This window comes from Desulfosoma profundi, assembly GCF_055387865.1.
Genome location: NZ_AP042420.1, coordinates 3,471,427 through 3,497,736, shown reverse-complemented (window position 1 = coordinate 3,497,736; position 26,310 = coordinate 3,471,427). Strand labels below are relative to the sequence as shown.

Here is a 26,310-nt window from a genome sequence, read left to right as displayed (position 1 = left end):
TTGACATCGTGGGGCAAGCCAATAGAATTGCGCCGAGCCCCATGACGGCTACGGCCCATAACCCCTCCATGTGACCAGAATCAATAGGAGAATCACTTATGCAGACGGTGGCGGAAAAAATCAAAGAACTGCGGGAGCGCGAAGCGAAGATCAAGGAGATGGGCGGCGAAAAGGCCGTCGCCGCGCAGCACGAACGGGGAAAAATGACGGCGCGGGAGCGGTTGGAATACTTCTTTGATCCCGGCACATTCCGCGAATTGGACATCTTCGTCAAGCACCGCGGCACTCTTTTTGGCTTGGACAAAATGGACATCCCCGCGGACGGCGTCATCACCGGCTACGGGCTGGTCAACGGCCGACAAGTCTTCGCTTTTTCCCAGGATTTCACCGCACGGGCTGGCACATTGGGGGAAATGCATTCCCGCAAAATCTGCAAGGTCATGGATCTGGCGCTCAAGGCCGGCAAACCCTTTGTGGGCTTTAACGATTCCGGGGGCGCCCGCATTCAGGAAGGCGTGGACGCGCTGTCCGGCTATGGCCAGATCTTTTACCGCAATGCCATCAGTTCCGGGGTCATTCCCCAAATTTCCGCGATCATGGGCCCGTGTGCCGGAGGAGCGGTATATTCTCCCGCCATGACGGATTTTGTCTTTATGGTGAAAAACACCAGCTACATGTTCATTACCGGCCCGGACGTCATTAAATCCGTTCTCGGAGAAGAGATTACCCAAGAAGAACTGGGGGGTGCCATTGCGCACAGCACCAAAAGCGGGGTGGCGCATTTCGCCTGCGAAAACGACCGGCACGCCATTGATGAAATCAAGCGGCTTTTGAGCTATCTGCCTGACAACAACATGGAAGATCCTCCCATTGTGGACATGGGAGACGATCCCTGCCGGTTGGCTCCCGAGCTGGACACGATCATTCCGGACAACCCCATGGGCGCTTATGACATGAAGGATGTCATTCGAGCGATCGTGGACCGTGGCGACTTTTTTGAAGTTCACGAAGGATATGCCCAAAACATCGTGGTGGGCTTTGGGCGGCTCAACGGGCGCACCATCGGCATCATTGCGAACCAGCCCAAGGTGTTGGCCGGTTGTTTGGATGTGGATTCTTCCGATAAAGCCACCCGGTTCATCCGATGCTGCGACGCCTTCAACATCCCCCTGCTCACCTTGGCTGACGTCCCTGGGTATTTGCCTGGCAAGCAGCAGGAATGGGGCGGGATCATCCGCCACGGAGCCAAGCTATTGTGGTGTTACTCGGAGGCCACGGTGCCCAAAGTCACGCTGATCATCCGCAAAGATTACGGCGGCTCCTATCTCGCCATGTGTTCGAGAGATTTGGGGGCGGATATGGTTTTGGCATGGCCGACGGCCGAAATCGCGGTGATGGGGGCGGAAGGTGCCGCGAACATCATCTTCCGGAAGGACATTCAATCGGCACCGGACCCTGTGGCGAAAAGGAAGGAAAAGATCGAGGAATACCGAAATCTGCTCTATAATCCTTACATTGCCGCATCGCGTGGATATATCGACGGCGTCATCGTCCCGAGCGAGACGCGGATCCGTCTCGTGGAAGCTTATGAGCTGCTGGCAACGAAACGCCAGGCTTTGCCTCCCAAGAAGCATGGGAACATCCCCATGTAAGTCCGCCGCCATTTCCGGGGGGCGCATCTGCCGCTCCCCCCGGACATTCCTCCTTTTTGCCCGCCGTAGGGCTCCCGAAAATCCGCAAACGACCGCCCCGCTCTTCCACAGGAATCAGGGCCGGCACGGCAGCCGATAAGGACGGCCCGATATGGTGAGAATGTAGTCGTGGTTTGCAGGGTCAAACATGAGTCGGGAAGCCAGTTCATAATAAGCGGATTTACCGAACCGGGCCGGAAGGTTTTTGCGGGTCGCCAGACAATAGATGGCATTTTCCCCTCGAATCGAAAGGGTTTCCGGCCTTAAACGCTCACGTCGGCCGTCTTCCAATTGGATGTCCACAGCACCGATGCTCCCGTCAGGATCCACATGAAGAAAAACGTAGCGCACCCAAAGCGGTGCGTCAGCTATCCGCACGGGATGGACCTCGCCTTCACAACGCACAAAATAGCGCCCGTCCTTTTCAAAGAGCGAGCGGCTGAGCATCCGGAAGAGGTCGGGATCCGTCACCGGATTGCCTTCGCAAAACCAGTTCCCGTGCGCGTCGATATAGTAATCATAGATATGCCTCTGGTCCGCCACGACCCTTGATGCTCCCTTAGGATCCCACCGTTTCAAAAGGTGAAATCCACGGCGATGATCTGTTCACACATGGAACGGACCAATTCCAGCACTTTCAGGTGTTCGGGGTGTCCCTGATAGCGCTTCAAGGCATCCATGTCCCGGAAACTGGAAACCAAGGCGAAGTCAAAAGAACGTTCAGAATGAACAATATCCCGCCCAAAGTCGTAGGACAAAATCTCCGGAATGGTGCCGGGAAGGCGATCCAGCCCCTGCTCCAACTGTGCGATGTCTGTTTCATGGATACCCGGCTTGAACTTCATGACCACCACATGCTTGATCATCTGAACCTCCATTGACTTGTGGTTTTCCCCCTGGAACTCCTCGTCCCGTTCCGCCCAAAAACCCCAAGGGCACCGAAACTTCTGACGATAACAACGGGGACTCCGGATTGAGACTTCAGGCCTTATCCTGCCGTCTTACTTTCCCGCAAACGCCTCACATCCCCGATCCGGATGGTGAGTTTTTGTCCGTCGAAATATTCCAAAAGAGGGATCGTGTACTTGCGGCTTGCCTGAGTCATTTCTTTAAACTGTGCCGCCGACATCTCTCCGTGCTCCTGAAGGAACGCCACCATCCGTTCCTGAAGACCGGCGATGGCTTCCACATGAAAGAACAACTCTTCCTTAACCTTGACGAGCCGTCCTCGGTTTAGCATCCATTCCAAGACGTCCTTATGCTGTCGGGCGGTTCCGGGCAGTTGCGCGGAAACATCCTTGAAAAACGGGGGCTGTAGTCCCGCCTTTCGATAGATTTCCTCCAGCCGTTCTTGGATCTCTTTTTCCTCGTGGCTCAAATCTCCCGTGTGGCCGGCAAGCCGGACCCACTCCTTCTCCAAAACCACCGCCCCCTCATCCGCCAAACGCCGGAGCACATAATGGAGCAGCTTCGGCTCGACAGGGCGGTCCGTTTGGGCCGGGATTTCTTCTTTAGGCATACCGGGCTTTAACGGATTCTTGCCGTGGTATGTTTCCAGAATGGTCGTGATGTCCGCTTGTAATGCGCTCAACGCCTCGGGATCGATGAAGCGGCGGTTTTCCCGGTCGTAGAGCACGGCTTTCTTACGGGAAAGCAACATCTCCAAGGCGTCCGAAAACGCTTTGCCTGAAATGTTGGTTCGGATCTGAAGTTCTTTTTCGGACACGCCCAGCCAGCCCGCGTCCCGAAGGTGCCACTGAAGCACAGAGGCGGGTTCACCGTCCTCAAGCAGCTTCAACGCATGAGCTGCCAAGGGTTTGTCTTTGCCCTTGTGCTTTTTCGGCACAGGATGCAGCACCGCTCCACCGCCCAGCGTCCGAATGGGTGAATAAGACCGGAGCACGTATCGGTCCCCCCGCAGTACGGCCAACGGCCGATCCAGGCGAATCTGAGCGTATGTTTTTTCTCCGGGAGGGAGCTGTTGGCGGTCCAGCAGGACAACTGTGGCCACCGTTTCCGTGGTGCCCGTATGGAACCGGATTTTCTCCCGGTCTTTCAGAGGGTGCGGCGCGTCGGTCAGAAGTTCCAGAGACACATCGAGCATGTAGCTGGGCAGCAGCGAATCCGGCGTGGCGACCACTTCCCCACGCTGGATCGCGTCCCGGTCCACCCCTTGTAAGTTGATGGCCGTGCGCTGGCCCGGAAAGACTTCCTGGACCTCCTGATTGTGCACCTGAAGGCCCCGGACCTTGGTGGCAATGCCTGAAGGATAAACGGTTACCGGATCCCCGACTCGGATCGTCCCCGAAAGGCTTGTGCCGGTCACCACCGTGCCAAAGCCTCGCATGGTAAAAACCCGGTCAATAGACATCCGGAAAGGGCCGGATGTGTTTCGCGGCGGCACCCGCGGCACCATCTGGAAAAGGACCTGTTTGAGCGTCTCGAGCCCTTCGCCCGTCATCGCCGAAACACGGACAATGGGCGCCTTTTCTAAGAAGGTGCCTTTGAGGAAGTCCCGAATGTCCTCTTCCACCATGTCCACCCATTCGGGATCGTCCACCAGATCGATCTTGGTGAGGACCACCAGACCCTCTTTGACACGCAGCAACTGACAGATTTCCAGGTGTTCGCGCGTCTGGGGCATGACGCCCTCGTCGGCGGCGATGACGAGAGCCACCAAATCAATCCCCGTCGCCCCGGCGACCATGTGCTTCACGAAACGTTCATGGCCTGGCACATCGACGATCCCCAGCCGATTGCCGTCCGGCAGGTCCAGGTAGGCAAAGCCCAACTCGATGGTAATGCCTCGCTGCTTTTCTTCTTTCAGTCTGTCCGTGTCGATTCCCGTCAAGGCTCGAATGAGGGACGTCTTTCCATGGTCGATGTGGCCCGCGGTGCCGAGCACTACCTGGTGCATGATGCCTCACCTCGTCAAGACAAGGAAAATAAAAGATTTTGGTGTGTTCGCCGTCATAGTGCCATATCCTGCGCTGCAATTCAACGTCGGCTCAGTGCGGGGTGGTGCTTGAGAAAGCCGTGGCGCTATGATAGGAGGCAATGACGAGTCGAACGGAGCCCGTTCTGTGTTGAGGTGGAGGTGGATGATTCGGCCGAAGAAGTTCAGGATCGGGATGGCCGCGGTCCTGTTATGGATGATCCTGTCGGCAAGCGTGACGAGCGCGGTGTTTGCCATTCGGTTGGCCCTTTTCGGAATCACACCGACAGCGGCATCACAACCCTCATCAACCGTCCTCATCCGCGCCGGAACAGGGGCCCGATCGGTGGCTTCCATGCTGGCGAAACAAGGTATTGTCCGTGACGCCGAGCTCTTCTACTGGTACGCTCGGGCACGGCGCCTCGCCGACAAAATGCAAGCCGGGGAATACCAATTCCCGCGCATCATCTCTCCCAACCTCGTGCTGGAAACACTGGTCCAAGGCAAGGTGGTCGTCCACAAAGTGACCTTTCCCGAAGGGGTGACACTCAAGGATGTGGCCCGCATTGTCGCGGGCGCAGGTCTGGCCGACCCCAACGATATCCTGGAACTCGCCCAAGACCGGCATCTTATGGCGTCCTTGGACGTCCACAACGCCACATCGCTGGAAGGCTATCTGTTCCCGGCCACTTACGTCTTCCGGCGCACCGATCGACCTCGTGATGTGTTGCGCCGCATGGTGATGGAGTTTTGGCGACGGTTTTCGCCGGAACGGCAAACCAAGGCCCGGCAGATGGGCTTCACGATCCATGAGGCGGTCACTTTGGCTTCTTTGGTGGAAAAAGAGGCTGTGATCGATGCGGAACGGCCGGTTATCGCCGGGGTTTTCTTGAACCGGCTCCGGCGGGACATGCCCCTTCAGAGCGATCCGACGGCGGTTTACGATCTGAGTGATTTTGAAGGTCCCATCCTCCGCCGGCATCTGGAAAGGAAAAGCCCTTACAATACGTACATCCATAAAGGACTTCCCCCGGGGCCCATCTGCAATCCCGGCGAAAAATCGCTTCGTGCGGTGGTGGAGCCCAAGAAGATCCCCTATCTCTATTTTGTCAGTAACAACGACGGCTCCCACACGTTTTCCACCACCTACGAAGAACACCTCCAGGCCGTGGCACGCTATCGGTCCGTGAAACAGGAAAACCAAAACGGTCGAAACCCCCTACCTGAGGACTCCGGAGCCGAGGTGATTCCATGAACATGCCTCACAAGATGACTTCCACCGCCGTCAGCCTCGTGCTTGCCGCCGGAAAAGGCACCCGCATGACGGGCTATGACGGCAACAAGACCCTTTTACCTCTCGTCCCCTCGGGAAACGATCCTTATATCGGTTCTCGACCTCTTCTTGCGCACGTGCTGGAAAACCTCCCCCCGGGTCCCAAAGGGATTGTGGTCCATCATCGGGCCGAAGACGTGCACCGGGAAACGTCCCCTTATGGCTGCACCTACATTTACCAGCCGGTCACGGACGGCACGGGGGGGGCGGTGTTGGCTGCCCGCGCCTTCCTCGAATCCCAGCGGGAAGATGCCGTCATCATCACCATGGGCGACGTGCCCCTGATCCGGCGTCAGACCTACGAGCTCATGCTTCAGGCGCTCTATGACGCCCACATGGTGGTTCTCGCCTTCCAGCCCGAGGACCCGGCCCAGTATGGCAAACTCGAGGTGCAGGGACAGCGCGTGCGGCGCATTGTGGAATGGAAGTACTGGAACCAGATGGCCGGGGCAATGCGTGGCGCGCCTTGCAACGCCGGGGTCTATGCGATTCGGCGGGAAAATGTGCTGTCCGGATTGGACGCCCTGGAGAAGCGCCCTCATGAGGTGCGCAAGCTGCGGGATGGTCAATGGGTGATCATTCGCGAATATTTCCTCACCGACCTTGTGGAAATCTTTGGAGATCAAGGGTTGGAAGTCACCTTCCTTGTGGCGGAGCCGTGGGAAGTCATGGGGGTGGACACTCCCCAAGCCCTGCGGCGGGTCCAAGAGATTTACCGGGAAATATGCCGTTCACGTTAACGCAACAATTGACCGCCCGAGCCGAAGTATTATATTGTGCGATTTGTTACAAACCCAACGGGGAGGCCCAGTTTTTCGGAGGGGTTCAGAGCTCGTGCCTTATAAACATCGAAGGAGGAATCCATGCCAGTGAAGCTTGTCGAACGCACACCGTCCGCCTACCACTATCCGTTGCTCATCAAACATCTCCTGCACAAGCCTTTGCGATGCACCCCCAATCAAGAAATCGTCTACCGGGATCTTTACCGCTTCACCTACGCGGAATTATTCCAAAGGGTGCACAAGGCTGCGAACATGCTCCGCGCTCTGGGCATTGAGGAAGGATCCACGGTAGGTGTGATGGATTGGGACAGCCATCGGTATCTGGAGTTGTTCTACGCCGTCCCCATGATGGGCGCCATTCTCCACACGGTCAACATCCGGCTCTCTCCCGAACAGATCCTCTACACCATCAATCATGCCGAAGACGACATCCTGCTGGTGCACACGGACTTCCTGCCCGTCGTCGAAGCCATCCACGGGCAATTCCAAACCGTCAAAAAGATTGTTGTCTTAAAAGATGGCGGAGACGTTCCGGCCACCTCCGTTCCCATGGATGGGGAATATGAAGATTTACTGGCCCGGGCGTCCGAGGATTACGAATTTCCCGATTTCGACGAGAACGCCAAGGCGACGACCTTTTACACCACGGGCACGACGGGCCTTCCCAAGGGCGTGTACTTCAGCCACAGACAATTGGTGCTCCATACCTTATCGGTTTTGGCGGCTGCCGGAGCGTACCACACGGCGGCCACGTTCCGATCCAATGACGTGTACATGCCCCTGACCCCCATGTTCCATGTCCACGCGTGGGGCATCCCTTTTGTGGCCGGTCAATTGGGCGTCAAGCAAGTCTATCCGGGACGCTATGATCCAGCCGTGATTCTTAAACTCCTGATGACCGAAAAGGTGACCTTTTCCCATTGCGTCCCGACCATCCTGCACATGATTCTGACCAGTCCGGCAGCCAAAAACGTCGATTTGTCCGGCTGGAAAGTCCTCATCGGCGGATCCGCTTTGACGAAAGGGCTGTGCAAGGCGGCCATGGACCGGGGAATCGACCTGATTACCGGATACGGCATGTCTGAAACCTGCCCCGTGCTCACTTTGGCGCAGCCGCAGCCCGACATGATGGCATGGTCCCCGGACGACCAGATTCCCGTCCGATGTCGTACGGGCCAGCCCATCCCTTTGGTGGATCTCAGGATTGTCACCCCCGACGGCCAGCCGTTACCTCACGACGGCAAGAGCACCGGTGAGGTGGTGGTCCGCTCGCCGTGGCTGACCCAGGGGTACTTCAAGGATCCCGAAAGAGCGGAAGAGCTGTGGGAAGGGGGCTGGCTTCATACGGGCGATGTGGGTTTCATCGACGAACGCGGATACTTGCAAATCACCGACCGCATCAAGGACGTCATCAAGACCGGCGGAGAATGGATTTCCACGCTGATCCTCGAAGACATTCTCATGCAGCACCCGGCGGTCAGTGAGGCGGCGGCCATTGGAGTCCCGGACGAAAAATGGGGAGAACGCCCCATGGCTCTCGTGGTCCTGAAAGAGGACCAGCGAGGCAAAGTCAGTGAAGAAGACATCCGCAGCCATTTCATGCGTTTTGTGGAGGAGGGGACCATCACCAAATGGGCTGTCCCTGACAAGATCGGCTTTGTGGAAGCGCTCCCCAAGACCAGTGTGGGCAAACTCGACAAAAAGGTCATGCGCCAGCAATATCGTTAGGCTCCGAGATCCCATCCCGAAGAAGCGCTCGGAGACAGCAGCAAGCGGGCCCGACCCGAAACGGTGTATAACGGCCTTTCGGGCGGGCGCCCATCCATAAGGGTGGGGAAGACCCTTTCACGGCCGCCAGAACTCCGGGATCAGAAGCACCAATACCGTGTAGATTTCCAAACGCCCCAAAAGCATGCTCATTGACAACAGCCATTTGCCCATAGAGGGGATCGCCGCGTAGTTGTCCGTGGGGCCGACGCCGCCGAAGCCCGGGCCAATGTTGCCCAGGGTGGCCGCCACCGATGAGAAGGCGGTGATCATGTCCAGTCCCATGGCGGCCATAAGCAGCGAAAAGAAGATGAACAGCCCGAGATAAAGGATAAAGAACCCCCACACGCTGTGCAAGACATCCGCTGGCACCGCCCTGCCTCCCAACTTTACCGGCGAAACGGCATGGGGGTGGACAAGGCGCAACATTTCTCGATAACCGTGTTTGACCAATAGTATGATCCTCAAAGATTTGATGCCCCCTCCGGTGGATCCCGCAGACCCTCCAAGGAACATGCACAGAAAGAGAACCACCTGGCTCAAAGGTGGCCATGTTTCGTAATCCGCCGTGGCAAAGCCCGTGGTGGTCATAATGGAGGCAACCTGAAAGGCCGAGAATCGAAAAGCCTCGCCGATATCGTGATACACCGTCCCATAAAGAGACCCGGTGGTCACGGCAATGAACACGCTCGTCAACCCGAGAAAAAAGCGGCATTCTGGATCCCGCCAAAACGCCAAGGGCTTTCCGGTGAGCGCCAGATAGTGGAGCGAGAAGTTGATTCCTGCGATCAGCATAAAGACGACAATGACCCCATCCACATACGCGCTCTGATAATGGCCGATGGAAGCGTTTTTGGTGGAAAATCCTCCCGTGGCCAGCGTGGCGAAAGTATGGCATAGCGCTTCGAACAGACTCATTCCACCGGCCATCAAAAGTCCTGTTTCGAGCACGGTAAAGAGAATGTAGACCTTCCAAAGGGCCGAGGCGGTGTCCTTGATGCGGGGGCGCAGCTTGTCTGGAACAGGGGACGGCACTTCGGCTTTATAGAGCTGCAACCCACCGACACCGAGAAATGGAAGAATGGCCAGGGATAAAACGATGATCCCCATGCCGCCCAGCCAATGCGTCAAGGCACGCCAGAGGAGGAGACCTTTCGGGACCCCCTCGACGTTGGTGAGCACAGAAGCGCCGGTCGTGGTAAAACCTGACATGGATTCGAAGAAGGCGTCCGTAAAGCTGGCAAAGGTCTCGCCGAAATAAAAGGGCAAAGCACCCAGAGCCGCCGCGCCAACCCATCCAAAGGCCACAATGGCGATCCCTTCCCGGTGACCGATGATCTTTGGGGCCGCTTTCCTTGAAATGAGAAACAGCAAGCCACCCGAGGCCGCCGCCACGGCCATGGTCATGAGAATGGGCATGTGCGCGCCATCTCTGTAGGCAATGGAAAACGCGAGGGGCAAAATCAGGGTTCCCCCGATGCACCACAAGAGCGCTCCGATCACCCGGCACACAAAAACCCAAGGCATCATCGTGAATGTCTGACTCGCACCGAAAGACGCTGTTCAACCTGGGGGATGGCCGTTCGTGCGCACAGTATCGCGATCCGGTCACCCGGTCGGATAACCGTACTGCCTGAAGCAATGGCGGTCTCATTGGAGCGCACCACCGCCAGAACCAACGCACCTTTGGGAAACTTGACGTCTTTCAGCGGGCGGTTCACAATCGGTGAGTCCGCAATGGCTTCGGCCTCCAACACCTCAGCTTCTTCCCCTCTGAGAGAAACGGCGGAAAGAATCTTCCCCCGTCGCACATACCGCAAAATGCTGTTGATCGCTGACAGGCGCGGATTCACAACGCGCCCTAGGCCGACCGCTTGAGCGATGGACATGTAAGCAAACTTGCTGATGCGCGTGATGACCCTTTGAGCCCCCAGTCTTTGGGTCAACAGAGAGCACAAGATATTCGTTTCCTCGTCGCCTGTAAGTGAAAGGACCAATTCCACCTGACCGATATTTTCTTCCATCAGGATGTTCTGATCGGTCCCGTCTCCATGCAGAACGATGGTTTTGTCCAAAGACTGCGAGAGAACATCGCACCGGAGGCGATCTTTTTCGAGAACGCGGACTCGTAAGGCTCGACTTTCCAAATACCGTGCAACCCGCAGTCCAATGTCTCCACCCCCGACGATCAAAATGTTTTCCGGGGGTTTTCCTCGACACCCAAAAAAACCCAGCACCTTGTGCATTCTGTCATTGTCGGCGACTACGTAGATCAGGTCCCCGGCGCAAAGGACGTCTTTGCCTGTGGGGACGATGAGGGTCTCATTCCGGAAAATCGCCCCGATGATGTAAGGGAGGTCTTCCGCGAGAGAACCAAGTTCCGCCAGCGTTTTGCCCGTGAGACGGGAATGGGGGGGCACGCGGATCCCGATGAGCAGAATCCGCCCCTCGGCCAGATCCCACACGTCTTCCGCATCAGGCACGGCGATCAGCCTTCCGATGGTCCGGACCAATTCTTGGTCCGGATTTATGATTTTGTCCAGATTCAGGTACTTTTCCAAAAGCCCCGGCTGGAAATGGGTGTAGGCTTCGTTGCGGATGCGGACCAGTTTTTTGATGTGCGGCGCCAGGATATTGGCATAAAGGGAGGCGATGATATTGGTTTCGTCAGAGTCTGTCACCGCAAGAAACATCTGGGCTTCTTCAATACCGGCTTCCCGGAGCATCTTCGGGGCGCTACCGGAACCCTCCAGGACCTGAACATCGGCAAATTCCGTGACACGCTTCAAGGCTTCAGGGTTCTTGTCGATGACGACAACTTCTTTATTCTCCTGAGAAAGCCTATGGGCAATATGAAACCCGACCTCCCCTGCTCCCACGATGATCAGTTTCAAGAGGCCGCCTCCTCCGTTGCGATGTTCGTCTCTGCCGATCCTCATTTGTGTATCAGAACCTGAGGGGCGAGGGAAGCCGAGAGAAGGGCTTGCATGAGGCCGTGGAATCTGTTAAAGGCTTATGTTGTGAAATAAAGCTCACATGGGAGGAACATATGGCACAGTGGGCATGGCGGATCGGCATGTTGGTCGTCGGGGTCGTCCCCGCCATTATCGGCGGTGGATTGTTTTGGCATCTTTTTGAAAAGTGGACCGCGGTGATCGTGTGGGAAATCGTCCTCCTCTTCCTCTTAAGCCTCATCATCGCTAAAGGGGACAAGAAAGCGGGCCAGGAAGCCCATCACTGACAGAACACGCCGAGGGACCCCCATGGAGTGCCGAAAAGAAAAGAATCTGGAAATGTGCCTGTGCTCCTATGAGCCTTGTGCCAAAAAGGGGCTGTGTTGTGAATGCCTTCAGTATCATTTGAAGAGCCGTCAGCTCCCGGGCTGCTGCTTCCCTAAGGATGCCGAGCGCACCTACGATCGGTCCTTTGAGCACTTTGCCCGTCTGGTGCAACAGAAAAAAGTTTGACATCCCCCGCACGGTAGACCAGCCCTGACCTTCCTTTGCTCTTCACTTCCATGGATTCCCATTGACCCGCCTTGCGGGCTCGTGTAGATATGGCGCCCGATCGCCCCGACCCTCTCCGGAAGGGAGGGGTTTTTTTCCATGGCGTCCCGGGGCGGATGCGGCTCAACACGCCGCCCCATCATGAATCGACGGAGAAGCCGTGCTATGCAGACGGATCAACACCGCCATTTCCTCCAAGACATCGTGGATCTTTTGGTTTTTTCCTGGAAGTTCGTCGTGGTGTGCATCGCGATCACTGTGGCGGCCGCAGCCGTTTACCTCTGGCAGGCGACGCCGCTCTATGCCGTCAAAATGCAGGTCCGTCCCGGAATCACGGCATTTGACGAGACGGGAAAAGAGATCCGGAGTTGGAACGTCGGGGACGTCATGGATTTTTTCCGCCAGGATGCCTATCGTGCTTTTCTTCCCGACGGCAACGCCCCAGGCCGAACCGTGACGTTGTACCCGGCTCAGGGCCGCAGTGCCACCACCGTGACCTTGACCCTCTATCATCCCAATCCGGCCGAAGGTGTCCGGCTCCTCCAGCAGTTTTACGATAATCTGTTACATCATTACCAAACCTCGGGTAAGGAACCGCTCATCGCCGTTTCCACGAAAAAAATCCAGGAAAAGATCCAGTCGGTGGAAAGCCTGCTCCAGCACGTGGATGCCGTAGAGGGGCCGTCCTTGGATGGGGAAATGGAAGGGCGTCGGGCGGCGCTCCTTTCCAAGCGCCGGCTTTTGGAAACCTTGGAGAAACGCATCCAGGAAATGGCCTCCTTAAAGCCGGATCCCCACGTGTATCATGTGCTCTTGGAGCACGAGAAAACGGCGCAGACGCTCCGGGGTGAAATCGCCGAAGACGCGCAAACGTTGGCTTCTTTGAAGCTCGCCCGCGATTCGTTGGACCTGAAAAAACGCCGACTGGAAGCGGAAAAGAGCTTGGAGCAGCAAAAGCTCGCCGCCTTGGTCCCTCTCGAACAGGTCGTGCCCCCGGTAGCCAGTGCTCATCCGGTGCGCCCGCAAAAGAAATGGCACTTCATTGGGGCTGTTCTGGCCGGGGGAACCTTGGGACTGTTTCTCGGTCTGGTCATGCAGCAGCGACGAATGGGCATATCGATGGCGCGCTCAGCCTAAACCGCGCCCCCGTTGGCGGCGCTCAACGGAGCGAATAAAGGAGGGATCTCCATGCATCTGCAGAAACGGGTCCTTGTCACAGGCGGCGCCGGATTTCTCGGGTCGCATCTCTGTGAACGGCTGCTTGCCCAGGGTCATGACGTCCTGTGCGTGGACAATTTCTATACGGGCACCAAAGGAAACATCGTCCACCTTTTGAATAATCCGTTTTTTGAGCTCCACCGTCACGACATCACGTTTCCACTGTTCGTCGAGGTGGACCAGATCTACAACTTGGCCTGCCCCGCCTCACCCGTGCATTACCAAAATGATCCGGTGCAAACCACGAAAGTGTGTGTCCATGGAACCATCAATATGCTGGGGTTGGCGAAGAGACTCAAGGCCCGCATTCTCCAGGCCTCCACATCGGAAGTTTATGGCGACCCCACGGTACACCCTCAGACGGAAGACTACCGAGGCAACGTGAATCCCATCGGCCCCCGCTCATGCTATGATGAAGGCAAAAGATGTGCGGAAACCTTGTTTTTCGATTATCGTCGCCAACACAAACTGTCCATCAAGGTGGCTCGGATTTTCAATACGTACGGGCCGCGGATGCATCCCAACGACGGGCGGGTCGTCAGCAACTTCATCGTCCAGGCCTTGCTCAACAAGCCCTTGACGGTTTTCGGTGACGGGTCCCAGACACGGTCCTTCTGCTATGTGGACGACATGGTCGATGGGCTTATTCGGTTGATGGAGTCGCCCGAAGAGGTCACAGGTCCGATCAATTTGGGTAACCCCGACGAGTTCACCATCATGGAGCTGGCCGAGTTAGTCTTGGAACTGACGGGCTCCAAATCAGAGATTCAATTCGAGCCCTTGCCCAAAGATGATCCTGTGCGGCGCCGTCCGGACATCACTCGAGCGAAAAACCTCCTTGGATGGGCACCCAAGGTCCCGCTCCGCGAAGGACTGCGAAAGACCATCGACTATTTTGACAATTTCCTCCGCGAGCGCAACCTGAGCCTTGAAGGTGCAGGGACATCCGGCACGAATTCCGCGGGATTCTAGGCCGGATCGGCACTGCAGGCTTTTTCTTTGGGAGCACCGCGGGCGGATTTCCAAGGTCTCCCAAAAATGAAGCCTTGAGGATCAGGTGTGCGGAACCAGGCGTTGATGGGGACTTCACGAGGCGCTCGTTGAAACTGCCGGCGTCGGGATTGTTGATTCGGAACACGTTGTGGATGTTGGGCGGATTCGGCTTTCGCCTGGGTGTCCAGTTTGCCACTTTCGTCCTCGTAGCCCGGGTGCTTAAACCGGAAGCGTTCGGCGTCTTCTCCGGCTGCCTCGCCGTGGTGTCCGTTTTGGTGCCCTTTGCCACGTGGGGCACGGGCAACATACTTATCAAGCACACGGCCCGAACCCCCGAGCTGTTTTCGGCCTACTGGGGCGCCGCCTTGCTTACGGCGCTGCTTTCAGGTCTTGTTCTCATTGCCGGTGCCGTCGGCATCGGTGCCCTGCTCTTCAGCCCGCAGTTGGCATGGACGGTCATGGCGCCCATTGCCGTGGCCGATCTTCTGGGGACCCGGTGCGCTGACCTTGCCAGTCAGGCTTTCCAAGCTCAGCAGAAACTGTCCGGAACATCGGTCATCTGGAGCGCCGTGAGTCTATTGCGCCTTGTCGGTGCCGTGGCTTTGTGGCTTCTTCCCTGGGAGAAAACGGCGGGCTTGTGGTCTTTTTTTTACATGGTGAGCGGACTCGGCTCCGGTCTTTTCGGTGTCTTCTGGGTCCGCGCGCTATGGGGAAGCTCTCGCTGGTCCCTCCAACCCCTTCGAGGTCAATGGCGGGAGGGATTCTACTTTGCCATCAGCCTTTCTGCACAAGGGGCGTATAACGACATCGACAAGACACTCCTTCTGCGATTAGGCACTGGAGACATGGCCGGAGCCTACGCGGCGTGCTATCGCTTGGTGGACGCCGGGTTCACCCCGATCAAGGCCTTGCTCGCATCCACTTATCCTCGGTTCTTCCAGGAGGGAGCCAAAGGACTCGGCGCCGCGCTGCAATTTTCCCGAAAGCTCCTGCCGTGGTCTTGCGGCTACGGCGTTCTCGCATGGTTGGGGCTCGCAGCCTGCGCTCCGATCTTTCCGTGGATTCTCGGGCGTGATTATGCCTTGACCCCGCTCATCATCCCATGGCTTGCGCCTCTGCTGCTTATCCGCACGGTGCATTTTCTCGCCGCAGACGCTCTTACAGGCTCGGGCTACCAAGGTCATCGCAGCGCCGCTCAAGTCGCTGTCGCTCTGGTCAACCTGGCTCTCAACCTCTGGTGGATCCCGCACTACGGTTGGCGGGGTGCCGCGTGGAGTAGTCTGGTTTCGGACGGGGCCTTAGCCGTAGGGTTGTGGGTTCTGGCGTGGGTGTTGAGGAAGCGCTATGGGTAAGTCCCTGTGTTTCGCCGTAGAAAAAGTTCTGCATGCCACCGTGCTCATGCTGCTCATGGATTTCTTTCTCCCTCTGTGGGAGGAGCTGCATGGCCTTCCGGAAGCCTCCGGCGTTGATACCGAACAAGTGCTCATGGCGGCCTTTGCCGTGTGTTTTGTGGGGATCGTGATCGTCACGGCGCCGCAAAAGTGCCTTCGCACGGCAATGCGAACACCTCTTTTATGGATGTTGTTGATGTGGGCCGGGTTATCCTTCTTGTGGTCTGAAGCGCCGGACCTGACACTCCGAAGAACGGCGGGAGTGGCACTCACCGCCGTTTACGCCATGGCCTTACGCATCCGGTTTTCAGACCACGATTTCTTGAAACTCGTGGGCTGGACAGTGCTGATCACCTTGCTCACAAGTTTCGTTCTGGTGCTGTGTGCGCCGCATTGGTCGGTGATGGAGTATCCCCACGAAGGGGCTTGGAACGGCGCATTTCTCCACAAGAACGTGCTCGGTCGTATCTCGGCTGTGGGGATTCTTTTTTTTGCCTTTCTCCGTTGGGTTGACGAAAGAACCACTCTTTGGAACGTGGCTTTGGTTTTGGGCGGTTTGACCCTCTGGCGCTCCCAGTCCGCTTCGTCTTTGGTGCTCATCTGTGTTTTGACGGTTTTGGGACTCGGTCTGCGGGAACTCCCCCGGAGGCAGGTGTGGAAAGGATCCACGGCCCTCGTCCTCGCCCTGGGCCTGGTCACGTTGGGGTTCTACGCCGTTCTCAATTTCGACCTCATCCTGCAGCTCCTTCGCCGGGATATCACCTTGACGGGACGCACCCCGTTGTGGGCGGCACTGATCCCTCTCCTACGGGAAAGACTTTGGACGGGATACGGTTTTCGTGCTTTTTGGCTGGGGTGGGAGGGCCCCTCCGCTGAAGTGTACAGAGCGATGACATGGTTTCCGGAACACGCTCACAACGGCTTTTTAGACATCTGGTTGGAGCTTGGCCTTGTGGGGGTGATCCTGGCCGCCGGGTTCCTCCTCAGCCCCCTCTACTACCATGGTCGCGCCGCGGTACAGGGACGTCCGCTGGCGATCTTTTGGGTCTTCCTCGGGTTGTTTGTTTTGCTCTACAACCTCCCGGAGTCGTACCTCATGAGACCGAACAGCATCCTCTGGCTTCTGGCCGTATCTGCGGCCACAGCTCCGGAGACGCAGGAGGCGCACTTGTGACACAACGGCCGCGTGTGTTGATCTACAGGGATCATCTCCTTCCATTGAGCGAGACCTTTGTGGTGAATCAAAGTCTGGGTTTGGAGCGCTTCGAAGCCTTCCTCGTCGGCTCAAAACCCGGCCACCCCCCGCGGATCGAATTGCCCCGAGATCGGTTCCGCCTCTTGAATCACGGCGGGCCTCGGGGGTTCGTGCGTGAGGTCCTTTTCAAGTTTTTCGGAATAATTCCCCGGGACGTCTTGGCGTGGTGCCGATCCTTGCGTCCTGTTTTGGTCCATGCCCATTTCGGGCCGGACGGAACCCTCGCCATGCCTTTGGCCGAGCGCCTCAAGGTACCGCTCGTTGTGAGTTATCATGGAAGCGACGCCACCATCAAAGACGAATACGTGTGGGGTTCTCCCATTGGTCATCGGCTGTATCGCCTACGTCGGAAAAAATTGGCTGTCACGGCGAGGGCCTTTATAACTCCCAGCCGTTTCGTCAAAAGGATGGCTGTCTCCCGGCAAGGAATACCCGAGCACAAGATCGTCGTGATCCCCCACGGCATTGATCTCGAACGGTTCACGCCGGGGAACCAACCCCGATACGGTCGGATCCTTTTCGTCGGGCGCCTGGTGGAACTCAAGGGACTCCACCATCTCATCGAGGCCGTCTCGCGGATCCAGGAACAGTTTCCGGAGCTCCATCTGGTGGTCGTCGGAGATGGACCGGACCGGAGTCTTTACGAGAATCTGGCGACGCGGAAGCTCGGGGCACGATGCAGATTCCTCGGCGCGCAGCCTCACGACGCTGTCCGTGATGAAATGCAAAAAGCCTACGTCTTTTCCATGCCCAGCATCAGTATGCCCAACGGGGAGGCGGAAAGTTTCGGGATGGTTTTTCTGGAAGCTCAAGCCTGCGGCTTGCCCGTGGTGGCCTACGCCGTCGGCGGGATTCCGGAAGTGGTGGCCCACGGGACCACCGGATTTCTCGCCGAGGAAGGGGATGTGACGGCCCTGGCACAATATCTCAAGGCTTTTTTGGAAGATCCCGATCTCAGGGATGAGATGGGTCGAGCGGGCCCTTTGTGGGTGAAAGCCCATTTTGATCGGCGTCGTCAGAACGAAGCGCTGGAAAATCTTTACCGACAGGTATGCTACGAAGGTGGATGGACATGAAGAGGAGAACCTTAGGGTATTTATCCGGAGCTCCCCGCGTCTCCACAAGGCCGGAAGCGGAAGCGGCTGGACCCAAGTCCCATATCCTTGGTTTTATCGGTGCCTTTCGACAACTGGGCTGGGAGGTGAGGCCGTTCATCGTGGGCGACCGCATGCCCACCGGCTGGGTGGCACCGGGGTCGGAGCAAAAATTGCGCCGAGGTCTGTTCACTCGGGCTGCTGCAGATCTTGTCCGACTTGTCCTCGCCCACCGCAATCAGCGGGTGGCATGGGAAGAGATCGGCCCGGTGGACTGGGTCTACGAGCGCTTTGGGGTGTTTCAGTCCCTCGGACGGGACTTTCAGCGCCGTGGCATCCCTTGGATACTGGAAACCAACGGACCTTTTTTTTACGAAGCCAAGATGGAACGACGCAGCATCGCTTTGAGCCCGGTCGCTCGACGGCTGGAAATCCAGGCCTATCGTGACTGTGACGTGCTGGTCTGCATTACGAAACCGCTCCGGGACATCCTCGTCCGGGAAGCCGGAGTGCGTGAAGACAAAATCGTGCTCGTCCCCAACGGGGTGGACACCCAAAGGTTTGATCCTGCGAAGGCCGATGGTTCGCGATATTTCGACCTGCCCACCATAGGTTTCGTCGGAAGCCTTATTGCCTGGCAGGGCTTGGACCGGCTGATCACGGCCATGGCCGAGCTGAAACAACAGGGGACGGATTGGGCTTTGGTCGTGGCCGGCGACGGCCCGGAACGGGCGGCGTGGGAAAAACTGGTTCGAGACAAAGGCCTGGGCGATCGGGTGGTTTTCCTCGGGAACGTGCCGTGGGATCAGGTCCCCCTGGTGCTTGGTCGGATCGACGTGGGCTATTCTGGCCAGGTGCCGCTGAAAATCGGCAGCATGTATCATTCCCCGTTGAAGCTTTACGAATATTTGGCCATGGGCAAGCCCGTGGTGGCCGCCGCCTATGAAGACGCCGTGCGTGTCGTGGAACCCGGGGAAACAGGGTATCTTTTCTCTCCGGAGTCCATGGGCGAGCTCAAAGAAGCGCTCCGGGAGGCTTACCGCCAACGGAATCGCTGGGGAGACATGGGAATCAAGGCGCGCCGGAACATATTGAGCTATCATGGATGGGAAGTGCGCGTCACTCATCTCATCAAAGAAGTGGAACGCATCCTGTCGCGGAGAGGGGCGTGATGGAAGCCGTTCGTTTTTTGGGCATCACGGTCCATCGGCTGACAACGGCCGAGCTCACCCGATGTGTCGTCCAAGCGGTTGAAGACCGCCAAAAGATTGTGATCGCCAATCACAACCTCCACAGCGTGTATCTCTACCATCATCACCCCCAATTCCGCGCCTTCTGCGACGCTGCCCATCTCCTCCATGTGGACGGCATGTCGCTGATCTTGCTGGCCAAACTTTTGGGGGTTCCGCTTAACGCCACGCACCGGACGACATATGTGGACTGGATCGTTCCCCTGATGCAGGAGGCTGCCCGGAAAAACTACCGGGTGTTCCATCTGGGGGGACGCCCGGGAGTCGGTGAGAAAGCCGCTGCCATCCTCACATCGGCGGCCCCCGGCCTGAACCTCCGAACCCACCACGGCTATTTCGACGTCCACGGAGCGGAAAATCAGGCCGTGCTCCAAGAAATAGCCCGGTTCCAGCCCCACATCCTCATGGTGGGCATGGGCATGCCGCGGCAGGAATCATGGATTCTGGAGAATTTCCATGCCTTGCCCACCCACGTGATTCTCAATTCGGGAGCGTGTTTTGATTTTGTTGCCGGTGTTGTCCCGATGCCGCCTCGATGGCTGGGCCGCCTCGGATTGGAGTGGCTGTATCGGCTCCTGAGCGAACCAAAGCGTTTGTGGAAGCGCTATCTTATCGAACCTTTTTACTTAACCGGACTTGTGGCGAAGGAATTCGCAACCCGCCGCATCCTGCACCAACCCCATGGTCGAGGATAACCCCCTATGAGTGAAGGACGTCTTCGCTCTTACGAACCGTTACTCATTTCCACCCACCGGCTTTTGGACTCGATGCTCGCCGCTTTGTTATTTCTTGCCGTTAGTGTCTATTACCGCACCTATCATGAACCGTTGTACCCGGCGGCGGCCAGTGTCATTTTTCTTCAAGGATTCGTGATCTTCCATCTCGCCGGGATCTACCGTTCTTGGCGGGGAACGCCTCTCCATCAGGAGCTTTACCGGGTGCTCCTCGGCTGTCTGATCCTCTTCAGCAGCTCTCTCGTTCTCGCATACGCGCTGAAGCTGAACGCCATCTACACCAGAGAGGTGGTCCTGTCGTGGATGCTCATCCTGCCGCTCGTCCTGTGTTCGGAAAGATGGGTGCTGCGTACCATCGTCCGACGCCTGCGTGCCAAGGGCTGGAACATGCGCCACGGCGTCGTGGCCGGTCGCGGCCACTTGGCCGAACATCTCGTTGCCTGGTTCAGAGAAAACCCTTGGATTGGTGTGAAAATCAACGGGTTTTTCGACGACAAAAGCGATACGCCGCTGGATACCCTGCCCTACCTCGGGCCGCTCGTGGATCTTCCCCAATACGTTAAGGAAAACAATATCCACCACGTGTACTTGGCCTTACCCACCAAGGCCTACGAGAAGACCGAGTGGCTCGTGCGGGAACTCGCCGACACGACGGCCTCCGTCTTTGTCGTCCCCGATGTTTTTCTTTTGGACGTTTTTGTCGGCGGACACATCATTCGACTGGACAATATGGCTTTCGTGGGTCTGTGGGATTCCCCACACATGGGGGTCAATAACCTGCTGAAACGCGCAGAAGACCTGATCCTGGGAAGCTTGGCTCTTCTCTGCGCCGCCCCGGTCATGGCCGTCATCGCCGTGCTCGTGAAAGCCACCTCCCCCGGCCCGGTCCTCTTCAAGCAGTGGCGCTATGGCCTCGATGGCCGGCCCATTAAGGTTTACAAGTTCCGAACCATGAGCGTCTGTGAAGACGGCTATACTTTCAAGCAAGCCACCAAGGGAGACCCCCGCGTGACACCTCTTGGGCGGTTCCTCCGCAGAACCTCCCTCGACGAACTCCCGCAGCTCATCAACGTGATTCAAGGCCGTTTGTCTTTGGTGGGACCGCGTCCCCATCCGGTGGCCCTGAACGAAGAATTTCGAAAGAAAGTCTTTGGGTATATGTTGCGCCACAAGGTGCGGCCCGGCATCACCGGATTGGCTCAAATCAAGGGTTGGCGAGGCGAAACCGATACACTGGAAAAAATGCAAAAACGCGTCGAATTCGATTTGGAATATCTGCGCTCGTGGTCTCTGTGGCTCGACATCAAGATCCTGTTTCTCACCGTTTTCCAAGTCTGGAAAAGCGAAAACGCCTACTAGGAAGGTGACTTCGGGGGATTTGCGGCCATCAGCCGTCGATCTGCACAGCCCTCTTTGGCGTCCAGGTCGAGATAGGCATCGGCCGTTTCTGAATCCCAGAGCCCGGATTTCCTCTTGATGCGGAGGAGACCCGGGCTTGTGTGAAAGTACATATGAGGGGAACTCACCCCTAGAGCGAGAAAAACACTTTCGATGGCATCGAAAAGGACGGGACGGTCCGGATAGGTGAACATCCTTTCGGTCTCCCGAAGCCTTTGCCAAAGACCGGAGATGTTCGGCCGCCCCTGTAAGACACGCTCTTTGATCTCATCGCAATAGAACATGGCGCAAGAAATCGGAGGCAGCGTCCAGACACAGCCCTTCGGTCCGAGGTAGACGCAACGGTCCGGACGATAAGGCCGGACTAAGGCCTCAAAAATCCTTTCCCTTCCGTCGGCATCCGAAACAAGATAGGTGATCACCTGATCCGCAAAGAAGGTGAAGATGCTCTCAAATCCACAGCAGGCGCTCCGCGCGGAAGTGAAACACGTTGTCGCACAATGGGGAGCGAAAAACCTTTCGTGAAACCGTCGGAGGTCGCTGCGGAAGGCGAGGTAGGGCTCGACCGCGTTTCGCAATGCCGTCCGCTTCCGCTCCCCCATGGTTTCCATCGCCGATTTGATGGCCATGAAACTCACCCATTGGTCTCGATTGTATTCGCTCAGAGGATTCGCTATGTTCTTCTGCATGAGGATTCTGACCCTTAGGAAAACACCTGCTCAGGAGATAGGAGGACGAGCATGTCATCCGACGTCTTGATCACCTTCATTACGGTGGGCAATCCGGAACAAGCTTCCAAAATCGCCCAAGCCCTGGTTGATGAAAGTTTAGCCGCGTGTGTGAACATCATCCCTTCCGTACGTTCCATCTACCGGTGGAAGGGGGAAATCTGTGATGATGCGGAATGCCTCCTTCTGGTCAAAACCACACGTCATGTCTTCTCCCTCTTGGAGGCACGTGTCAAGGCCTTGCACAGTTATGAGGTTCCGGAGATTGTCGCGGTGCCCGTAGAACGGGGCTTCCCGGCGTACTTGAACTGGGTGGTGGAAAATACACAGAATCCATCACCGTGAGTTTCATCGTTGCGGGGCGCGATTCAGAAGGTGTCCCTCGGGAGACATCGACTCCTCAAACGCGCTGACGCACCTTCCCCCCAACTTTTTTTGGGGTCGGCTGCCGACTTTCCCACGTGTCGCCACCCGGGTGGCTGCACTGCTTTTTGACAGGGATGCCGTCGGTGCGGTCGAGAAGGCCGCCTCGACGACATCCCCCGTTCCAGGAAATCCTGGCGAACTTCTCAGGACGACGGAACCTCGCGAAACCCTTCCTTCCCCAGGACGGCGAACCGATACGGCGGGCCGACTTCTTCTTTATACCAGGTGAGCGATTCCATAGCGGCACGGAGTTCCTGAAGCATCTCGTCCACCGTCGCCCCTCTTTGGGCCATCTGGCTCAGGCGGTACTCCAGCGCCATCCGTCGGGGCACCGTGAAAGCATACCGAATCTCCTCACCGTCCAGCTGTGGTTGCTTTTTCTTGGTCCACACAAGATACAGTTTATACGGGTTCTCTTGATCCTGGAGGGAAACGCCCGCAAGGATAAAATGGATTTGGTGCACAGGATCCACCGGAACCACACGGCAGATCTTGCGCGCGAAGTCGTTAAATTGGGAAGACAGGAAAGAAAGTGCCGCCGGGTAGATGTCCTCGATTTCTTCCAGCTTCTCTTCAGCGATAAACCGGCTCAGGAGGCGTGCCATCTCCGCCCCTTCCGGAGCCCCTCCGGCGGCGACAGCCGCTCGAGGACCTAAGGGGTAGAGGCGATCCACCGTGGTATGCACGATGTTGCCTTGCATGTCCACGTCCACGGCTTTGGCGTCCACAGCCAACACAATCCCTTCTTTGGTCTGACCGGCGATGATTTGCGACATGGCTTATTCCTTCCTTCGTTGGTTGAACATGTTGCGGAAACCTCCGCAATCCGTTACAAAACGAAAAAACAACGACATTTTTCCGTTTTGCTTATTTTAAGGAGGAGCTATCCCATGGGCAAGAAACGGTATCCTTGGCCCATCATTTTGTGCCTCCTCGTTTTCCTGCGTGCGGAAACATCACAAGGTCAAATCTTTCGGGTCTGTTATTACGACGGTTTCCCGCTGACCTTTCGCAACGCCGATGGCAATCCGTCCGGCTTGTTCGTGGAAATCCTGAACGGCATCGCTCGGGAGGAAAGGTGGTCTTTACAATATCGCCACGAATCCTGGGAAAACTGCTTAAACGCGTTGAGAAATGACGACGTGGATTTAGTTTTGGCCATAGCCGAAAATGAGGATCGGGTGCGCTTCTCCCGGTTCAGCCGGGAAACCGTCCTCACCAACTGGGGCGTTCTCTTTTCCGCCAAAGGCCGCTCCGTTCAAAGCATCATGGAGCTTCAAGGAAAGCACATCGCGGTGCTGCGATCGGATGTCTACGGCCCGCCTTTAATGGACCTTCTAAACCGCTTCCATATTGAGGTCCGTTACACCGAGGTGCCGTCTTATGACACGGTCATGGCGATGGTGGAAAGCGGCCGGGCGGATCTCGGTCTCACCAATAGGATCTTCGGCACGTTTGCACAAAAGCGGTATGCCGTTCAGCCCACGCCCATCGTGGTGCATCCCGTGGAATTGAAATTCGCGGCCTCACTGAATGCTCCGGCCACAATCCTTTCGGCTATCGATCACCATGTCCAGCAATGGAAGACGGACGAGCACTCGCCCTTGTACCAAGCCATGTCACGATGGCTCCACATGCCGGCGGAAACCGCTCATGCCCGTATCCTGGAGAGCTATCTCTACCTCACGCTGGGGACTGTTCTGGTTCTCGGGACTGTCGCGTTTTTTGCGCCGGCAGCTTCGCCTCAAGGGCCGTCACGTGCAGGATGTCCACGGCCGCCTGGATGATGCGATTGCAAAACATCGCGCCACTCAAGCCGCGTTGGCCGAAGCGGAAAACTGGTACCGAGCCGTTTTTGAAAAAGCCAATGACGCTTTGTTGATTCTCAACGAGCAGGGGAGAATCTTGGAATGTAATCCGGCGGCCTGCCGTTTCTTCAAGGCCGGTGTCAGCGACATCGTCGGTCAAACCCCCATGCAGCTCTCCCCTGAGGTGCAGCCCGACGGCGAATCGTCTGACCGCAAGGGCAAGGTTTTCTTGGATGCCACTCTATCGGGATGTCCACAGCGGTTCGATTGGGTCCATAAGACCAAAAATGGCCAAAGCATCAGCACGGAAGTTCAGCTCAGCCTCCTTTTTGAGTCCGGTGAAGCGCGTGTTTTGGCGTGCATTCGAGACGTATCCCAACATAAAGCCTTGGAAAACGAGCAGGAAAAGCAAAGACAGTACCTGCAGACAGTTTTGGACGGCGTGCCCGTCGCGCTGTTCGTCATCGACCTTGAAGGGAATGTCGTCTTTTGGAATAGGATGTGTGAGACCATCACCGGGATGTCCCAAAAAGAGGTCATCGGGCGTCCCCTCACCCTTAAGCCTGTTTTGGAAGGGAAGGATTTACCCATCCCCGCCCTTTTGCTTCTAGATATGACCGTCGATGAACTTCTTGAACAACACCCCGACTGGCAGGCGCAGCCCCTTCCGTTCCATTCCGAGGGACTGCAGTTGACCGGAAAGATTACCGTTCGGGGAGAAAAACGGCACATGAGCATCGTGGCGGCACGGTTGCGCGACCGTGCGGGAGAGATGCTCGGTGTGATTCAATGCGCACGAGACATCACGCAAGAAGTGCACATGCAAAAACAGCTGCTGCACTCACAGAAAATGGAAGCCGTCGGCCGATTGTCGGCCGGCATCGCTCATGATTTCAACAATATCTTGACCATCATCCTGGGCTACTGCGATCTTATCCGGCACAAGAACGATCTGGATCCCTCAATAAAAAAGCGGGTTGACGAGATTGAAAAGACGGCCGAACGAGCAGCCAACCTGACACGGCAGCTTCTGGTTTTCAGCCGGAAGCAAGTCATGCAACCCGTGCCTCTCAATATGAACCAGCTCATCCAGGACCTTTCCCCAATGCTCCAGCGTGCCGTGGGCGAGGACATTGACCTCCATCGAGACCTCGCTGAAGATCTGTGGCCTGTCTATGGGGACCCTGTCTTTTTGGAACAAATTCTGTTGAATCTTGTGATCAACGCGAGAGACGCCATGCCGAAGGGCGGCCGGATCGCCATCGAGACCTGGAATCAGCCCTTGACCGGCGGTCGGGACCTTGGGCACTTTACGGTGAAACCCGGAAACTACGTGTGCCTGCGTGTGAGTGACAATGGGCACGGAATGACCCCGGAAGTTCAGCAGCGGATTTTCGAACCCTTCTTTACCACAAAAGCTGAAGGACGAGGAACCGGTCTTGGTCTCGCCACGGTGTATGGGATCGTCAAGCGGCTTGGAGGCTATATCCTCGTCGAGAGCGCCGTCGGCCAAGGCACCGCATTCGAGATTCTTTTTCCAAAAAGCTTGAAGGAGCCGGAACAGACCCACAAGCGGTCTTCGAAGGCTGTTAAGGGGTCGCACAGTGGAGAAACCATTCTCGTGGTGGAAGACGAGGACTCCCTGCGTGCCATGGTTTACGACGTCTTGCGGGGAGTCGGCTATCACGTGATAACGGCCGCCTCCGGTGCGGAAGCGCTGCAGACGCTGGGCCGCGCACCGAAAATCCACCTTGTGATCACCGATGTGGTTATGCCCGAAATGGACGGTGTGACGTTGAGCCGTCAACTGGCCCAGGTCTTGCCCGAGGTGCCGGTGCTTTTCATCTCAGGGTATACCGATGATCAGCTCGCACATCGAGGCATTCTGCTGCCCGAGGTTCATTTTCTGGCCAAACCCTTCAACGCCGATCAACTGCTTTGGGCGGTCCGCAACCTTCTGGATCGAAAATCCCAGGCAACCGCGTGAGCCGCACGCAAAAA

24 protein-coding genes are annotated in these 26,310 nt (G+C 57.1%); 17 read left to right on the top strand and 7 right to left on the bottom strand.

Annotation, left to right across the window (positions count from 1 at the left end; genetic code table 11):
- Positions 1-98: 98 nt before the first annotated feature.
- On the top strand, positions 99-1,652 hold the full coding sequence (locus tag ACZ5K9_RS15130) for an acyl-CoA carboxylase subunit beta (RefSeq protein WP_464272152.1): 1,554 nt from the start codon (positions 99-101) through the stop codon (positions 1,650-1,652).
- Between the two features lie 114 nt (positions 1,653-1,766).
- Here ACZ5K9_RS15130 and ACZ5K9_RS15125 read toward each other — a convergent pair whose 3' ends face one another.
- The 3 genes from ACZ5K9_RS15125 to selB all read right to left on the bottom strand — a co-directional run bounded on the left by ACZ5K9_RS15125 (position 1,767) and on the right by selB (position 4,608).
- Positions 1,767-2,234 carry a hypothetical protein gene (locus tag ACZ5K9_RS15125; RefSeq protein WP_464272151.1) on the bottom strand — a complete coding sequence of 156 codons (468 nt, stop codon included), beginning with the start codon at positions 2,232-2,234 and terminating at the stop codon, positions 1,767-1,769.
- Positions 2,235-2,266: 32 nt separating this feature from the next.
- Complete coding sequence (locus tag ACZ5K9_RS15120; protein WP_464272150.1) at positions 2,267-2,557, bottom strand: Dabb family protein; 291 nt, start codon at positions 2,555-2,557, stop codon at positions 2,267-2,269.
- Positions 2,558-2,679: 122 nt separating this feature from the next.
- Complete coding sequence (gene selB / locus ACZ5K9_RS15115) at positions 2,680-4,608, bottom strand: selenocysteine-specific translation elongation factor (RefSeq protein ID WP_464272149.1); 1,929 nt, start codon at positions 4,606-4,608, stop codon at positions 2,680-2,682.
- A 184-nt stretch (positions 4,609-4,792) separates the two neighbouring features.
- Here selB and mltG point away from each other — a divergent pair, with 184 nt between their 5' ends.
- The 3 genes from mltG to ACZ5K9_RS15100 all read left to right on the top strand — a co-directional run bounded on the left by mltG (position 4,793) and on the right by ACZ5K9_RS15100 (position 8,469).
- Positions 4,793-5,881 carry an endolytic transglycosylase MltG gene (mltG, locus tag ACZ5K9_RS15110; RefSeq protein ID WP_464272148.1) on the top strand — a complete coding sequence of 363 codons (1,089 nt, stop codon included), beginning with the start codon at positions 4,793-4,795 and terminating at the stop codon, positions 5,879-5,881.
- Positions 5,878-6,699, top strand: a complete 822-nt coding sequence (locus ACZ5K9_RS15105) for an NTP transferase domain-containing protein (RefSeq protein WP_464272147.1) — start codon at positions 5,878-5,880, stop codon at positions 6,697-6,699. The genes mltG and ACZ5K9_RS15105 overlap by 4 nt, the downstream gene beginning before the upstream one ends.
- A 123-nt stretch (positions 6,700-6,822) precedes the next feature.
- Positions 6,823-8,469 carry a fatty acid--CoA ligase gene (locus ACZ5K9_RS15100; RefSeq protein ID WP_464272146.1) on the top strand — a complete coding sequence of 549 codons (1,647 nt, stop codon included), beginning with the start codon at positions 6,823-6,825 and terminating at the stop codon, positions 8,467-8,469.
- Positions 8,470-8,586: 117 nt separating this feature from the next.
- Here ACZ5K9_RS15100 and ACZ5K9_RS15095 read toward each other — a convergent pair whose 3' ends face one another.
- Both ACZ5K9_RS15095 and trkA read right to left on the bottom strand, forming a co-directional pair.
- Positions 8,587-10,038, bottom strand: coding sequence for a TrkH family potassium uptake protein (locus ACZ5K9_RS15095; protein WP_464272145.1), 1,452 nt, complete (start codon positions 10,036-10,038; stop codon positions 8,587-8,589).
- Positions 10,035-11,402 (bottom strand): Trk system potassium transporter TrkA, encoded by a 1,368-nt coding sequence (trkA, locus tag ACZ5K9_RS15090; protein WP_464272144.1) that lies wholly within the window; start codon positions 11,400-11,402, stop codon positions 10,035-10,037. The genes ACZ5K9_RS15095 and trkA overlap by 4 nt, the downstream gene beginning before the upstream one ends.
- Positions 11,403-11,557: 155 nt before the next feature.
- On the opposite strand from trkA, the gene ACZ5K9_RS15085 reads away from it, so the two are divergent.
- The 10 genes from ACZ5K9_RS15085 (at position 11,558) to ACZ5K9_RS15040 (ending at position 21,308) form a co-directional block, all read left to right on the top strand.
- Positions 11,558-11,749, top strand: a complete 192-nt coding sequence (locus ACZ5K9_RS15085) for a hypothetical protein (RefSeq protein ID WP_464272143.1) — start codon at positions 11,558-11,560, stop codon at positions 11,747-11,749.
- 22 nt (positions 11,750-11,771) lie between these two features.
- A complete protein-coding gene (locus ACZ5K9_RS15080; RefSeq protein ID WP_464272142.1) occupies positions 11,772-11,975 on the top strand; it encodes a DUF6485 family protein in 204 nt (67 codons plus the stop codon).
- A 204-nt stretch (positions 11,976-12,179) separates the two neighbouring features.
- Complete coding sequence (locus ACZ5K9_RS15075; RefSeq protein ID WP_464272141.1) at positions 12,180-13,151, top strand: hypothetical protein; 972 nt, start codon at positions 12,180-12,182, stop codon at positions 13,149-13,151.
- A gap of 51 nt (positions 13,152-13,202) precedes the next feature.
- Entirely contained in the window at positions 13,203-14,204 is a 1,002-nt protein-coding gene (locus ACZ5K9_RS15070) for a UDP-glucuronic acid decarboxylase family protein (RefSeq protein WP_464272140.1), read from the top strand.
- Positions 14,205-14,332: 128 nt separating this feature from the next.
- Entirely contained in the window at positions 14,333-15,577 is a 1,245-nt protein-coding gene (locus ACZ5K9_RS15065; RefSeq protein WP_464272139.1) for a lipopolysaccharide biosynthesis protein, read from the top strand.
- Positions 15,570-16,790 carry an O-antigen ligase family protein gene (locus tag ACZ5K9_RS15060; protein ID WP_464272138.1) on the top strand — a complete coding sequence of 407 codons (1,221 nt, stop codon included), beginning with the start codon at positions 15,570-15,572 and terminating at the stop codon, positions 16,788-16,790. Before ACZ5K9_RS15065 ends, ACZ5K9_RS15060 begins: the two co-directional genes overlap by 8 nt.
- Entirely contained in the window at positions 16,787-17,947 is a 1,161-nt protein-coding gene (locus ACZ5K9_RS15055; RefSeq protein WP_464272137.1) for a glycosyltransferase, read from the top strand. The genes ACZ5K9_RS15060 and ACZ5K9_RS15055 overlap by 4 nt, the downstream gene beginning before the upstream one ends.
- On the top strand, positions 17,944-19,137 hold the full coding sequence (locus ACZ5K9_RS15050; RefSeq protein ID WP_464272136.1) for a glycosyltransferase: 1,194 nt from the start codon (positions 17,944-17,946) through the stop codon (positions 19,135-19,137). The genes ACZ5K9_RS15055 and ACZ5K9_RS15050 overlap by 4 nt, the downstream gene beginning before the upstream one ends.
- Positions 19,137-19,910, top strand: a complete 774-nt coding sequence (locus tag ACZ5K9_RS15045; RefSeq protein WP_464272135.1) for a WecB/TagA/CpsF family glycosyltransferase — start codon at positions 19,137-19,139, stop codon at positions 19,908-19,910. Before ACZ5K9_RS15050 ends, ACZ5K9_RS15045 begins: the two co-directional genes overlap by 1 nt.
- Positions 19,911-19,916: 6 nt before the next feature.
- A complete protein-coding gene (locus tag ACZ5K9_RS15040; RefSeq protein ID WP_464272134.1) occupies positions 19,917-21,308 on the top strand; it encodes an undecaprenyl-phosphate glucose phosphotransferase in 1,392 nt (463 codons plus the stop codon).
- Here the strand turns inward: ACZ5K9_RS15040 and ACZ5K9_RS15035 are convergent.
- Entirely contained in the window at positions 21,305-22,036 is a 732-nt protein-coding gene (locus tag ACZ5K9_RS15035) for a hypothetical protein (protein ID WP_464272133.1), read from the bottom strand. The genes ACZ5K9_RS15040 and ACZ5K9_RS15035 overlap by 4 nt on opposite strands.
- A gap of 51 nt (positions 22,037-22,087) precedes the next feature.
- On the opposite strand from ACZ5K9_RS15035, the gene cutA reads away from it, so the two are divergent.
- Positions 22,088-22,420, top strand: coding sequence for a divalent-cation tolerance protein CutA (cutA, locus tag ACZ5K9_RS15030; protein ID WP_464272132.1), 333 nt, complete (start codon positions 22,088-22,090; stop codon positions 22,418-22,420).
- A gap of 224 nt (positions 22,421-22,644) precedes the next feature.
- Here the strand turns inward: cutA and ACZ5K9_RS15025 are convergent, their stop codons facing one another.
- A complete protein-coding gene (locus tag ACZ5K9_RS15025; RefSeq protein ID WP_464272131.1) occupies positions 22,645-23,277 on the bottom strand; it encodes an Ntn hydrolase family protein in 633 nt (210 codons plus the stop codon).
- A gap of 114 nt (positions 23,278-23,391) precedes the next feature.
- Here ACZ5K9_RS15025 and ACZ5K9_RS15020 point away from each other — a divergent pair, with 114 nt between their 5' ends.
- A complete protein-coding gene (locus ACZ5K9_RS15020) occupies positions 23,392-24,288 on the top strand; it encodes a transporter substrate-binding domain-containing protein (RefSeq protein ID WP_464272130.1) in 897 nt (298 codons plus the stop codon).
- The gene (locus ACZ5K9_RS15015) at positions 24,260-26,296 is read left to right on the top strand and encodes a hybrid sensor histidine kinase/response regulator (protein WP_464272129.1); all 2,037 of its coding nucleotides are present in this window, start codon (positions 24,260-24,262) and stop codon (positions 26,294-26,296) included. Before ACZ5K9_RS15020 ends, ACZ5K9_RS15015 begins: the two co-directional genes overlap by 29 nt.
- The last annotated feature ends 14 nt before the right edge of the window (positions 26,297-26,310 follow it).